Genomic DNA, 13647 nt, shown 5'->3' on the forward strand with positions numbered 1-13647 from the left:
GGGAGCGGCATGCTATCTGACCAGACTCTGACCGGCTATGAGTCGATAGCCACGTACGGCACTTACCCGGAAGCCCAGCGAGCCGTCGACTACCTGTCGGACCAGCGGTTCCCCGTCGAGCACGCGATGATCGTCGGGATGGACCTCCGGATGGTGGAGAAGGTGCTCGGCCGGCTGACCTACCTGCGCGCCGCCGGGATGGGGGCGGCGACCGGTGCCTGGCTCGGACTGCTGATCGGCCTGTTCTTCGCGATCTTCACCCCTGGCAGGTTCCCGTGGACCCTGGTCCTGTGGAGCCTGCTCTGGGGCGCGGTGGCGGGAGCCATCTTCGGGCTCATCGCCCACGCGTTCACCGGGGGCAAGCGGGACTACCTCTCCTCAAGCGCCATCGTCGCCAACCGCTACGAACTCCGCGTCACGACACCCCAGGCCGCCGAGGCGCGCCGGCTGCTCGAGACCGGCATACCTCAACACCACGTAGCCGGGACATGACACCAGGGGGCCTCGGGGCGTCGTCCGCCCCCGGGCCCGTCGTCCGGCACAGCGCCTTCTCACAGGCCTCTCACAGGCTTCGTCACGGGCATGTGACGTGCTCCGCCGTGGTGCTTTCGTCCTCCCGGCCCGCCGAGGCGCACAACCGTCAGGTCTGAGGATGTGACGAGACCGCGAGAGAGCCAGTGTCGGCGGTACAGCCCCGCAACAGGCCACAACGGGAGGCCAGCATGGCTAAAGCAGTCGGGATCGACCTGGGCACCACCAACTCGGTGATCGCCACGATGGAGGGCGACAAGCCCACCGTGATCCCCAACGCCGAAGGATCGCGGACGACGCCCTCGGTCGTGGCCTTCACCGACGACGGCGAGCGCCTGGTGGGACAGCTGGCCCGGCGCCAGGCGATCCTCAACCCCAAGGGCACGATCTACTCGGCCAAGCGCTTCATCGGACGCCGTTACGACGAGGTCACCAGCGAGATGAACGCCGTGTCGTTCGACGTGGTGCCGGGGCCCGACGGAGCGGTCCGCTTCCAGGTGCGCGGCAAGCAGTACGCGCCGGAGGAGGTCGCCGCCCTGGTGCTGCGCAAGCTGGTCGACGACGCCTCCAAGTTCCTCGGGGAGAAGGTCACCGAGGCGGTCATCACCGTGCCCGCCTACTTCAACGACTCCCAGCGGCAGGCGACCAAGGACGCGGGGAAGATCGCGGGTCTCGAGGTGCTGCGGATCATCAACGAGCCGACCGCCGCGGCCCTCGCCTACGGTCTGGACCGCAAGGAGAACGAGACCGTGCTCGTCTTCGACCTGGGCGGCGGGACGTTCGACGTGAGCATCCTGAGCATCGGCGACGGCGTCGTCGAGGTGCGCTCGACCGCGGGCGACACCCATCTCGGCGGCGACGACTTCGACCGCCGCATCGTCGACTACCTCGCCGACGAGTTCCAGCGCGACAACGGCGTCGACCTGCGCGCCGACCCGCAGGCCCTGCAACGCCTCTTCGAGGCGGCGGAGAAGGCCAAGGTCGAGCTGTCCTCGGTCAGCCAGACGCAGGTCAACCTGCCCTTCATCACGGCCGACGCCTCGGGGCCCAAGCACCTGAACACCACGCTGCGGCGGGCGACGTTCGAGGAGATCACCGCCGACCTGCTGGAACGGTGCAGAGGACCGGTCGAGCAGGCGATGTCCGACGCGCGGCTCACCGCCGACGACATCGACGAGGTGATCCTGGTCGGCGGCTCGACCAGGATGCCCGCCGTGCAGAACCTGGTGCGCCGGATGACCGGCGGCAAGGACCCGAACATGACGGTCAACCCCGACGAGGTCGTGGCGCTGGGCGCGGCGGTGCAGGCGGCCGTCATCAAGGGTGAGCTGAAGGACGTCGTGCTGCTCGACGTGACGCCGCTGTCGCTGGGCATCGAGACGCTCGGCGGGATCATGACGAAGGTCATCGACCGCAACACGACGATTCCGGCCCGTCGCGGCGAGGTGTTCAGCACCGCGGAGGACAACCAGAGCGCCGTCGACGTCGTGGTGCTCCAGGGGGAGCGCGAGCGCGCCGCGGACAACCGGGCGCTCGGCCGGTTCCGGCTGGAGAACATCAGGCCCGCGCCGCGTGGCGTGCCGCAGATCGACGTCACCTTCGACGTCGACGCCAACGGCATCCTGAACGTCTCGGCCAAGGACAAGGACACCGGGGCCGAGCAGCGCATCACCATCAGCGAGAGCTCGAACCTCGACCAGGGCGAGGTCGAGCGGATGGTCGCCGACGCCGAGCGGCACCGGGAGGAGGACCTGCGGCTGCGGCAGGTGGTGGACGCGAGGAACGAGCTCGACAGCATCGCCTACCGGGTGGAACGGCGCCTGGCCGAGCTGGGGGAGGCGGTGCCCGTCCACGAGAAGGCCCGGGCCGAGATGCTCGTGTCCGACGCCCGGGAGGCGATCAAACAGCAGGACGCGCCGATCGACCGGCTGCGGTCCCTGACCGCCGAGTTGGAGCAGGTCTACCAGAGCATCGGCGCGTCTTCGGGCGGCGCAGGAGGGGCAGGAGGCGCCGCCGGCGGTCCCGGCGGTCCCGGCGGCCCTGGCGGTCCCGGCGGCGCGGGTGGCGCGGGTGGCGCCGGCGGGCAGGACGACGACGTCATCGACGCGGAGTTCACGACCGATGAGTGAGTCGTCCAGGCGGCACGACGCCGAGGCGCGGCAGGCCGCAGGGGAGGCCGCGGGGGAGGCCTCGGTGCGGGAGACGGACGCCGGGAGCACGGTCGACCCGCGGACGGGCACGCCGGAAGGCGCCGCCGGTTCCCAGGAGCGGATCGCCGAACTCCAGGAGCGGGCCGCCGAGCTGGAGGACCGGTGGCGGCGCGCCCTGGCTGATCTCGACAACCTACGCAAACGAGTCAGCCGCGACGCCGCGCGGGTGCGGGCGGAGGAACGGGCGAGGGCCGCCGCCGAGTGGCTGCCCGTCCTGGACAACCTGGAACGCGCCCTCGACCACGCGGACACCGACCCGGCCTCCGTCGTCGAGGGGTTGCGGGCGATCCGCGACCAGGCGCTGGACGTGCTGGCCCGTCTCGGCTTCCCGCGCCGCGACGACACCGGCACGAGGTTCGACCCCGCCAGGCACGAGGCGGTCGGCGTGCTCGCCCAGGAGGGCACGCCGGACGGAACGGTCCTGCACGTGGTACAGCCCGCGTACGGGGAGGGCGAACAGCAGCTGCGGCCCGCCCTGGTCGTCGTCTCCAAGGCGGAATGATGCCACCGAAACGGAACTTCTACGAGATCCTCGGCCTGCCCAGGAACGCGAGCCAGGAGGACATCCAGCGCGCCTACCGCAAGCTCGCGCGGGCCAACCACCCCGACGTCAACAAGGACCCGGCGGCCGAGGACCGCTTCAAGGACATCTCCGAGGCCTACAGCGTCCTGTCCGACCCCAAGACCCGCCGCCGCTACGACGCCTTCGGGCCCGACTTCCGTCAGGTGCCGGAGGACGTGGACCCCGAGACCTGGGCGCGTGCCGGGGCCGGGCGCGCGGGGGCCGGACGGGCCGGGGCGGGCAGGGGCCAGGGCGGGTGGACCGGCCAGGCGGGACCGTCGGGCTTCGAGGGCGTCGACATCGACGACCTCCTGGAAGGGCTCTTCTCCGGCAGAGCGGGCCGGACCGGCGCGGGAGGCAGGGCGGGCCCGGGCTGGGGACCGATCCCCGGCGCCGACCAGGAGGCCGAGATCGAGCTGGGCGTCGAGGACGCCTACCGGGGAGGACGCAAGGCGATCACCGTGGGCGGCCGCAGGATCGAGGTCGACATCCCCGCCGGGGTGACGGACGGCCAGCGGATCCGGCTGGCCGGACAGGGCGGCAGGGGCGGCGACGGGGCTCCCGCGGGAGACCTCTACCTGATCGTCAGGATCGCGCGCCATCCCCGCTACCGGGTCGAAGGACGCGACATCCACCTCCGGCTCCCCGTCACACCCTGGGAGGGGGCGCTCGGCGCGACCGTCGCCGTCGAGACGCCGGGTGGCGAGGCCAAGGTCAAGGTGCCGCCCGGCACCTCGAGCGGGCGGAGGCTGCGGCTGCGAGGCCGGGGGATGCCGAACCCGAGGGGCCAGCCGGGCGACCTGTTCGCCGAAATAAGGATCATGGTCCCGCCCCGGCTCGGCGACGAGGAGCGGCGACTGTTCGAGCAGCTCGCGGCGGTCTCGACGTTCGATCCAAGGAGGCAGTGATGACCTACTCCCTGGCCAGGCCGGAACGCCTGGACATCGAGTCGTTCGCCAGGGCGACCGGGACGCATCCCGAGCTGGTGCGGCGCCTGGTCGTCCTCGGCGTGCTCGACGCGCAGCGCGACGCGGCGGGACGCATGTGGTTCTCCGCCTCCCAACTGCTCGCCATGGCCAGGATCCAGCGCCTGCGCGCGGGGTTCGCCCTCAACTACGCCGCACTCGGCCTCGTGGTCGACCTGCTCGACCGCATCGCCGAGCTGGAGACGGCCGTGCGCGACCTTTCCCCGATCACAGGAGGACCGAAGTGGACGTCAACCAGCTGACCCAGAAGTCGCAGGAGGCGCTGCACGACGCGCAGACCAAGGCTCTTCGCTTCGGCCACACCGAGGTCGACGGGGAGCACCTGTTGCTGGCACTGCTCGACCAGCCGGAGGGGCTCATACCGCGGCTGCTCCTGCGCGCCTCCGTCGACACCGACCGGCTCAGGACCGACCTGGAGGCCGTGCTGAACCGGATGCCCAGGGTCAGCGGCCCCGGCGTCGACCCGGGCCAGGTACGGGTGACCCGGCGCCTGTCGCGGCTGCTGGAGACCGCCAAGAGGGAGGCCGACCGGCTCAAGGACGAGTATGTCTCGGTCGAGCACCTGCTCGTCGCCCTTCTGGAGGAGGGCAGCGGGACCGCCGCGGGACGGCTGCTGCACCAGCAGGGGCTGACCAAGGACGGTTTCCTGCAGGCGCTCACCGCCATCCGGGGCAACCAGCGGGTCACCTCGGCGATGCCCGAGGTCGCCTACGAGGCGCTGGCCAAGTACGGGCGGGACCTGGTGGCGGCCGCCGCCTCCGGCAAGCTCGACCCGGTCATCGGACGCGACGCCGACATCCGTCGCGTCATCCAGATCCTGTCCCGCAAGACCAAGAACAACCCGGTGCTGGTCGGCGACCCCGGAGTCGGCAAGACCGCCATCGTGGAGGGTCTCGCCCAGCGGATCAGCAACGGCGACGTCCCCGAGGGGCTCAAGGACAAGGTGATCTTCAGTCTCGACATGGGCGCGCTCGTCGCGGGGGCGAAGTACCGGGGCGAGTTCGAGGAACGCCTCAAGGCGGTGCTCACCGAGGTCGTGGCCGCGGAGGGGCGGATCCTGCTGTTCGTCGACGAGCTGCACACGGTCGTCGGGGCGGGCGCGGCCGAGGGCGCCATGGACGCGGGAAACATGCTCAAGCCCATGCTGGCCCGCGGCGAGCTGCACATGATCGGGGCGACGACCCTGGAGGAGTACCGCAAGCACATCGAGAAGGACGCCGCCCTGGAACGTCGTTTCCAGCCCGTCATGATCGACGAGCCTTCCGTCGAGGACGCCGTCTCGATCCTGCGCGGCCTGCGCGAGCGGCTGGAGGTCTTCCACGGTGTGACGATCCAGGACGCGGCGCTGGTCGCCGCCGTGGTGCTGAGCCACCGCTACATCTCCGACCGCTTCCTGCCGGACAAGGCGATCGACCTGGTCGACGAGGCCTGCGCGATGCTCAGGACCGAGATCGACTCGATGCCCGCCGAGCTCGACGAGCTCACCCGCAGGGTGATGCGCCTGGAGATCGAGGAGGCCGCGCTGGCCAAGGAGGAGGACCAGGCGAGCCGGGCCCGCCTTGAGGAACTGCGCAAGGAGCTCGTCGACCTGCGTGCCGAGGCCGACGCCATGCGCGCCCAGTGGGAGGCGGAACGGCAGGCCCTTCGCGGAGTCCAGACGCTGCGCGAGGAGATGGAGCGCGTGCGTGCGGAAGCCGAGCGGGCCGAGCGCGACTACGACCTCAACCGGGCCGCCGAGCTGCGGCACGGCAGGCTGCCCGAGCTGGAACGGCGGCTGCGCTCCGAGGAGGAGCGCCTGCGCAGCAAGCAGGGAATCGGGCGGCTGCTGCGCGAGGTCGTGACCGAGGACGAGATCGCGATGATCGTCTCCAGGTGGACGGGCATCCCGGTGAGCCGTCTGCAGGAGGGGGAGCGCGAGAAGCTCCTGCACCTGGACGAGGTCCTGCACGAGCGGGTGATCGGCCAGGACGAGGCCGTGCAGTCGGTGTCCGACGCGATCATCCGGGCCCGCTCGGGAATCAAGGACCCGCGTCGTCCGATCGGGTCGTTCATCTTCCTCGGGCCGACGGGCGTCGGCAAGACCGAGCTGGCCAAGGCCCTGGCGGCGGCGTTGTTCGACACCGAGGACAACATGGTTCGCATCGACATGAGCGAGTACCAGGAGCGCCACAGCGTCAGCCGTCTGGTCGGGGCCCCTCCCGGCTACGTGGGATACGACGAGGGCGGCCAGCTCACCGAGGCCGTGCGGCGCAAGCCGTACTCGGTCGTGCTCTTCGACGAGATCGAGAAGGCGCACCCCGACGTGTTCAACACGCTGCTGCAGGTCCTCGACGACGGGCGGCTGACCGACGCGCAGGGCAGGACCGTCGACTTCCGCAACACCATTCTGATCATGACCTCCAACATCGGCTCGGTCTACCTGCTGGAGGGCGTCACCTCGAGCGGGGAGATCAAGCAGGACACCCAGGAGCGGGTCCTGGCCGAGCTGCGCTCGCACTTCCGGCCCGAGTTCCTCAACCGCGTCGACGACATCGTGATCTTCAAGCCGCTCACCGAGGAGGAGATCGAACGCATCGTCGAGCTGATGTTCGGCGAACTGCGGGTCCGTCTCGAGGAGCGGGGGATAGGGCTGGAGGTCTCGCCGCAGGCGCGCAGGCACATCGCCGAGCGCGGGTACGACCCGGTGTACGGCGCGCGCCCGCTGCGCCGGTTCATCGCCAGGGAGGTCGAGACCCGCATCGGACGCGCGCTGCTCACCGGTGACGCGCGCGAGGGCGCCGTGGTCCGGGTCGACCTGGTGGAAGGAGAGCTCGTCGTCACCTACGAGTAGCTTCTCGACGCCGACCTGTGAGACGCCGACCCGTGAGACAGGGGGAAGGAGACAACGGCCATGTCGACGAACATCGTGCGGTGCGGTGACTGCGGGAAGAGGAACCGGGTGCCCGCCGCCGCGGCGGGCGTGCCGCGCTGCGGGGAGTGCGGCGGCCCGCTGCCGTGGATCGTCGAGGCCGGTGACGGCGACTTCGCCGACGTGGTCGAGGCCTCGGCCGTTCCCGCGATCGTGGACTTCTGGGCGTCGTGGTGCGGGCCGTGCCGGATGGTCGGCCCGGCGCTCGACCGGATCGCCGAGGACCTCGCGGGACAGGTGAAGCTCGTCAAGGTCGACGTGGACAGGGCGCCCGGGCTCTCCGAGCGTTTCGCGATCAGGAACATCCCCTACCTGATGGTGGTGCGCGGCGGGGACGTCGTGGCCGAGCGGGCGGGCGCCGCCCCCGCCCCCGAGTTGCGCGCCTGGGTCGACCAGGCGCGCAACTCGGGGGCGACGGCGGGACGGGAGAGTGGCTGACATGGACGCGTTCGCGGAGACGCCCGACCACCAAGGGGCGTTTCCCCGGCTGGAGGAGGCGCAGACCGCCAGGCTCGCCCTCCACGGAACCCGGCGCCCGGCCAGGCCCGGCGACGTGTTGATCAGGGAGGGAAAGGAGGTTCCCGACTTCTTCGTCGTCCTGGCGGGCAAGGTCGCCGTCATCGAGGGCGAGCGGGTGGCGCGGGTTCACGGCCCCGGACGCCTCCTCGGCGAGATCGGGATGCTCACCGGCCAGAAGGCCTCCGTGACCTCGGTCGTCTGCGAGGCGGGCGAGGTCCTCGCGATCCCCGTCGACGCCCTGCGGCACGTCGTCGCCCGTGATCCCGACCTCGGCGACCTGATCCTGCGGGCCCTGGTGATCCGCCGTTCGCCGCTGATCGGCGGCGGGGCAGGCCTGAGGATCATCGGTTCCCGCTATTCGCCGGAGACCCGGCGGCTGCGCGAGTTCGCCGCCCGCAACCGGCTGCCGCACCGGTGGGTCGACCTGGAGGAGGACGAGGAGGCCGAGGCGCTGGTCCGCACCCTCGGCATCACGCCGCAGGAGACGCCGATCGTGATCCTGGGCGGCACCCGGGTCCTGCGCCATCCCACCGACGTCGAGCTGGCCCGCGCCGTCGGGCTGTCGGCGCCGTCCGCGCGCGGAGACCTGTTCGACCTCGTCGTCGTGGGAGCGGGGCCCGCGGGTCTCGCCGCCGCGGTGTACGGGGCGTCCGAGGGGCTGCGCACGCTGGTGCTCGACGCGGTCGCGACCGGCGGTCAGGCGGGTGCCTCCTCCCGCGTCGAGAACCACCTCGGCTTTCCCGCGGGGATCTCCGGCGGGCAGCTCGCCGAGCGGGCCGTCATCCAGGCCAGGAGGTTCGGGGCCCGCATCGGCGTGCCCGCGGAGGCGACCTCGCTCGAACGGCAGGACGGGTGCTACTCCGTCGGGCTTGGCGACGAGCCGCCGGTCCAGGGCCGCACGGTCGTCATCGCCACCGGAGCGCGCTACCGCAGGCTCGACGTGCCCCGTCTCGAGGACTTCGAGGGCGACGGCGTCCACTACGCCGCGACCCTGACGGAAGCCGGCCTCTGCGCCGGCGAGCAGGTCGTGGTCGTGGGCGGGGGGAACTCGGCGGGGCAGGCGGCGATCTTCCTTTCCGGGCACGCCTCGTCGGTGCGCCTGCTGGTCCGCGGCGACGACCTCGAGGAGAACATGTCGCGCTACCTCGTCGACCGGATCGCGCGCGCCCCCAGGGTCGAGGTGGCGCTCCGCACGGAGGTCCGCGAGCTGGTGGGAAACGGCGGGCTGGAGGCCGTCGTGGCCGTGGACACGCGCACCGGGCTGCGGCAGCGCGTGGACACCCGGGCCATGTTCGTCCTCATCGGGGCGCAACCGTGCACGGCCTGGCTCGCCTCCGCGCTCACCGTCGACGACAGGGGGTTCGTCGTGACCGGGTTCGACGGCGGCCTGCCGCTGGAGACCAGCCTGCCGGGCGTCTTCGCGGTGGGCGACGTCAGGAGCCAGTCGGTCAAACGGGTCGCCTCCGCGGTGGGCGAGGGGGCGATGGCCGTCCGGCTGGTGTACGAGCACTTCGCCCGTGAGACGCCCCGGAGCCCCCAGTCCCCCGATCTCGTGGGGGCGGCCGGGGCCGCCCGCCCGTACCGCTAGTCCGCGGCCGTGGTCTCCGGCAGGCCCGGACGGCCGCTTCGCGGGGCCGGGCCTGCCCGCCGTCACGGTCGCCGCGCGCCGCTCCTCGCGTCCGGGGCCTCGCGGCCGTCAGCGGCCCGGCTGCCCCTCCCGCTCCACGGAGAGCCTGGCCAGCTCGACACGCGAGTGGATGCCCAGCTTGCGGAAGACCTGGCGCAGGTGGAAGGCGACGGTGTGCTCGCTGATGAACATCTGCTCGGCGGCCTGACGGTTGGTCAGCCCCCCGGCGACCAGGTCGCAGACGGTGTGCTCGGTTCCGGTCAGGCTGTCCCAGCCGGACACCGGGTGGTCGGTCCTGACCCAGTGGCGGCGGCGCTTGCCGAGTCCCCGCAGCCTGCCGCGCACCCGCGCCGCGTCACGGGCCGCCTTCATCGCCTCGTAGCGGGACAGCGCGTCGTAGAGGGTCTCGACGGCCAGTTCGCGGCAGTCGTCGTCGGCGCTGAGCAGCACACCCAGGTCCTCGGCGGCCGAGGCCCTGGCCCAGGGGTCGGTGTGCTCGGCCACGGCGCGGCCCAGCGCCTGCCTGTCGCGCTCGCGCAGCCCCCGGGCGTGCGCGGCGGACACCGCGGGGTTGGGCAGGCCGGGGTTGCGCCAGGCGATGCCCTCCGCGGCGTCGACCACGGCGTCGGCCCTGCGCTCGTCGTCCACCGCCATGGCCACCCGCACCAGCCACGCCGCGGCGGTCGGCTCGCTGGTGAGCGCCCCGGTGTGCCGGGGGAGCGCGTCGTAGACCCGGCCCAGCGAGCTCATCCCGCCCGCGGCCCCGTCGCGGGCCTCGCTGATCCGGCCCGCCGCCAGCTCCGAACGCAGCCGCGCGTACGGCGGCGCGTCGCGAGCCCCCCGGGCCAGCTCGCTCTCCAGGCATCTGATCGCCCGGGGGAGGTCTCCGGCCCGCAGCGAGGCGGTGCCCAGCACCGACAGCGCGGAGGACGCCAGGGCGGGGACCCCCAGGGTCTCGGCGGCGGTCAGGCCGCTCTCCGCCTGCTCGATCGCGCTGCCGAACCGGCCCGCGGCCAGTTCGAGGCGGGCGCGCAGGACGGGGATCTCCGCGGCCCACGCCGGGTGGCCGACCGCCTCCGCCGTGGCGCTCGCCGTCACCGCCTCCGCCTCGTCGAGGAGCCAGAGGTCGGCGAGCATGGTCGCCAGTACGGCCCGCGGCTGCGGATAGTGCCCGTTGCCCGGCCGTTCCGCGGCCTCACGGGCGAGCTCGAGCCCGCGGGTGAGCCTGCCCTCGTCCCAGGCGAGCAGGGCGAGCAGCACGAGCGTCTCGGCCGTCGCGCTCTGCGCCACCTGACGCCCGCGTGCGAGCCTGGGCGGCGCGGCCTGCTCGACCTGGTCGCGCAACGCCCGCCGTACTGGGGCGGGGACCGTCTCGACGACGGAGCGCCACAGCAGCTCGTGCCGGAACGACAGCTCGTCCGGAGTGGCGACGAGCACGCCCGCCGCCAGCGCCTCCTCGAGGGCGGGCAGCAGGGCGGCGGGGGTCTCGCCCAGCATCTCCGCGGCGTACGCGGGGGAGAAGGAGCGGCCGAGCACGGCGGTGGCCTCGAGCAGGTACCTGGTCCTGGTGCTCACCTCGTCCAGGCGGCGCCGTACCGCGGTGTGCACGCGGCGGGGCAGCGCGGAGCCGGTGAGCCGGGCGACGCCCGCCTCGACGCTGACGGCGTTTTCCTCGCGCAGCCCGGTGAGCAGTTCGAGGAGCAGGAACGGGTTGCCTCCGGCCTGCGCCGCCAGCATCGTCAGCTCCTCGTCGGGGACGGCTCCCAGCGTGTCCGCGGCCACTTCGGCCACGGCCGCCTCGCTGAGGGGGCGCAGGTCGATCCTCGTGGCCCCCTCGCGGTGCAGCAGGTCGAACAGCCGGGCGTCGTCGGTGCCGTCGGCGGTGCGGCGGGCCAGCAGCCACGCCAGGGGACGGTCCGCCAGCTGGGACGGCAGTGTCCGCAGCGCCATGAGCGTGGCGGGATCGGCCCACTGGAGATCGTCCAGGGTCACCAGCAGCGGTCCCCTGTCGGCGCGCCGCTCCAGCGCGCTCCGCACCTGCCCGGCCAGCCATATCAGCAGGCCCGGCCCGTCGGGCACGGCGCTTCTGGTGACGGCCATGGCGGACGGAGACTCCTCGAGCGCCGACAGCAGCGGCCCCAGCGGCATCAGCCGCCCGAGCACGTCGGCCCGGCCCGCCGCGACCGCCGTTCCCCTGGCGGACGCGACGGTCGCGGCCTCGGCGAGCATGAGGCTCTTGCCCGCCCCGGGGTCGCCCTCGACGAGGGTCACGTTTCCTGTCGTGCCCGCGGCCCGCAGCTGTCGCAGAACCGTCGTCCACTCATCGGCGCGGCCGCGCATCGTCTTGCCTCGAATCCGAGATCATATGGAGATTTTTCTACCCCATGTCCTTTTTGGGGATGTCCTTGCGGGGCAAAACATCGCGTCAAGTCGGATTCGCGGGATCGAGTCCCTCGGTGGTCCGGCGGGGCGGAAAGGCGGGGCGTTCGTCCAGGGGGATCGCCGCCCGGCATGGGGGCGCGCACACGGAATCGCCCGGTCCGCGAATACGGCCTCCGGGGCGGCGGCGGGCGTAGTAGCCTGCCGTTTGTATCCGGGGAGACGTCGCCGACCTCGTGAATCTCAGTATTACCTATTGATCCTGTAGGAAATGGGGGTAAACTGGTGGTCTCGCCGTACGAAGGAGCCTCCATGAGCCCGGAACCCGGAACCGAGAGCCCGTTGCTCGCGGCGACCAGGGCCGCGCGATGGATCCGCTCCGCGGCCGTCGACGACGAGCGGGGCAGGCACTGGCGGGCGAACCCGGATCCGCGGGGCAAGGCCGCCCTGCCGGGCCAGCCGCTGTCGCTGTACTCGGGGGCGGCGGGGATCGTCCTGTTCTTCCTCGAGCTCGCCGCCGCGACCGGAGACGACGGCTACCTCGACGACGCGAGGGCGGGGGCCCGTTATCTCGCCGCCACCTGGCGGGACCAGGCAGACCTCTCCCTCCATCACGGCCTGTCCGGAGTGATGTTCGCGCTCGCCGAGGCCGGATGGGCCACCGGCGAGGAGTCCTTCGAGATCGAGGCGGGCGCGGTCGCCGACCACGTCGTGCGCAGCGCCCGCTCGATCGACGGCGGTCTCGGCTGGACCGGCGACCCCGCCCAGCGCGGTGACGGCGGCATCATCCTCGCCCTGCTGCACGCCGCGGGCATCCTGGGCGTCCCCGCCTACCAGGAGATCGCGGTCGAGGCGGGCGCGCGCATCGCCGTCCTCGCCGTGCCCGGCCACCGCTTCGGCGGCGGAGCCTGCGCGGACCTGCCCCTCGACGCCGTCACGCCGGGCTTCCTGTCCGGCACCGCGGGCACCGCCTTCCTGCTCGCCCGGCTCTACGGCGTGACCGGGGAGACCCGCTTCCTGAACGCCGCGAGGAGGGGAGCCGACTTCGTCCGCGCGATCAGCGCCGTGACCGACCGGTGCGCGCTGGTCCCGCACCACATCCCGCAGGGCCGTGACCTGCACTATCTCGGATTCTGCTCGGGCTCTGCGGGGGTCGCGCGGATGTTCTACGAGCTGTACCGGGTGGCGGGCGACGCGGGGGACCTCGACTGGGTCGAGCGGCTGGCCAGGGGGATAGTCCGCAGCGGGGTTCCGGGGCGTCAGACCGAGGGCTACTGGAACGTCGCCTGCCAGTGCTGCGGCACGGCGGGCCTGGTCGAGCTGTTCGTCGGGCTCTGGGCGGCGACAGGCCGCCCCGCCCATCTGGAGTTCGCCCACGAACTGGGGGAGAACCTCATCGGCAGGGCGACCCGGCACGACGAGCGAGGCTCGCGGTGGTATCAGGCCTACCGCAGGCTGCGGCCCTGGGAGGTCACCGCGGACACCGGTTACATGATCGGCGCCGCGGGGATCGCGACCGCGCTGCTCCACCTGGACGCCACCATGCGGCCCGAGGAGGCGCGCAGGCTCGTCCTGCCGCCGGACAACCCGTTCCCCGCCATCCCGCTCCCCACGGCGACGCTTCGCCAGTCCTGAGCACCGGGGCGCCTCCCGGGGAAGAGCAGAGGTGACCATCACGTGAAACCCGCTGCGAACACCCTCCGCCTCCCCGGGCGCGCGACCGCTTCACGCCCCTCCCGGTGCCACTGCCTGCGCCGATGCCGGTACAGAGCTCGGCGCGGGTCACTTACCCTTCGACACATGCCAAAGGCACGCCGGATCGTGCCGCCCCGGCGAAGGTCAGGCAGCGACCGCTGGCGATCCTCGCACGGGAGGTCCTGAAGGCGGTCTTATCCCATGATCGTCAAAGGGCGACCAAAGTTCGT

10 protein-coding genes are annotated in these 13647 nt (G+C 72.4%); 9 read left to right on the plus strand and 1 reads right to left on the minus strand.

From position 1 onward, the window contains the following. The first annotated feature begins 9 nt into the window (after positions 1 to 9). The 8 genes from PKF00_RS11990 (at position 10) to PKF00_RS12025 (ending at position 9304) form a co-directional block, all read left to right on the plus strand. Positions 10 to 492, plus strand: coding sequence for a YflT domain-containing protein (locus PKF00_RS11990; RefSeq protein WP_271217528.1), 483 nt, complete (start codon positions 10 to 12; stop codon positions 490 to 492). Between the two features lie 230 nt (positions 493 to 722). Further along, positions 723 to 2660, plus strand: coding sequence for a molecular chaperone DnaK (gene dnaK / locus PKF00_RS11995; RefSeq protein WP_271217529.1), 1938 nt, complete (start codon positions 723 to 725; stop codon positions 2658 to 2660). Further along, positions 2653 to 3243, plus strand: coding sequence for a nucleotide exchange factor GrpE (locus PKF00_RS12000; protein ID WP_271217530.1), 591 nt, complete (start codon positions 2653 to 2655; stop codon positions 3241 to 3243). The genes dnaK and PKF00_RS12000 overlap by 8 nt, the downstream gene beginning before the upstream one ends. Further along, positions 3243 to 4211 carry a DnaJ C-terminal domain-containing protein gene (locus PKF00_RS12005; RefSeq protein ID WP_271217531.1) on the plus strand — a complete coding sequence of 323 codons (969 nt, stop codon included), beginning with the start codon at positions 3243 to 3245 and terminating at the stop codon, positions 4209 to 4211. Before PKF00_RS12000 ends, PKF00_RS12005 begins: the two co-directional genes overlap by 1 nt. Then, a complete protein-coding gene (locus PKF00_RS12010) occupies positions 4211 to 4531 on the plus strand; it encodes a chaperone modulator CbpM (RefSeq protein WP_271217532.1) in 321 nt (106 codons plus the stop codon). Before PKF00_RS12005 ends, PKF00_RS12010 begins: the two co-directional genes overlap by 1 nt. Continuing rightward, the gene (gene clpB / locus PKF00_RS12015) at positions 4513 to 7119 is read left to right on the plus strand and encodes an ATP-dependent chaperone ClpB (protein WP_271217533.1); all 2607 of its coding nucleotides are present in this window, start codon (positions 4513 to 4515) and stop codon (positions 7117 to 7119) included. Before PKF00_RS12010 ends, clpB begins: the two co-directional genes overlap by 19 nt. Before the next feature lie 60 nt (positions 7120 to 7179). Beyond that, complete coding sequence (gene trxA, locus PKF00_RS12020) at positions 7180 to 7635, plus strand: thioredoxin (protein WP_271217534.1); 456 nt, start codon at positions 7180 to 7182, stop codon at positions 7633 to 7635. Between the two features lies 1 nt (position 7636). Beyond that, positions 7637 to 9304, plus strand: a complete 1668-nt coding sequence (locus PKF00_RS12025) for an FAD-dependent oxidoreductase (RefSeq protein ID WP_271217535.1) — start codon at positions 7637 to 7639, stop codon at positions 9302 to 9304. Positions 9305 to 9412: 108 nt separating this feature from the next. On the opposite strand, the gene PKF00_RS12030 is transcribed toward PKF00_RS12025, so the two are convergent. Beyond that, positions 9413 to 11683: a helix-turn-helix transcriptional regulator gene (locus tag PKF00_RS12030; protein WP_271217536.1), complete on the minus strand. Its 2271-nt coding sequence runs from the start codon at positions 11681 to 11683 to the stop codon at positions 9413 to 9415. Positions 11684 to 12034: 351 nt separating this feature from the next. On the opposite strand from PKF00_RS12030, the gene PKF00_RS12035 reads away from it, so the two are divergent. Further along, positions 12035 to 13357 (plus strand): lanthionine synthetase LanC family protein, encoded by a 1323-nt coding sequence (locus PKF00_RS12035; protein ID WP_271217537.1) that lies wholly within the window; start codon positions 12035 to 12037, stop codon positions 13355 to 13357. Positions 13358 to 13647 lie beyond the last annotated feature (290 nt).

This window comes from Streptosporangium carneum (assembly GCF_027922005.1).
GTDB classification, from domain to species: Bacteria; Actinomycetota; Actinomycetes; order Streptosporangiales; family Streptosporangiaceae; genus Streptosporangium; species Streptosporangium carneum.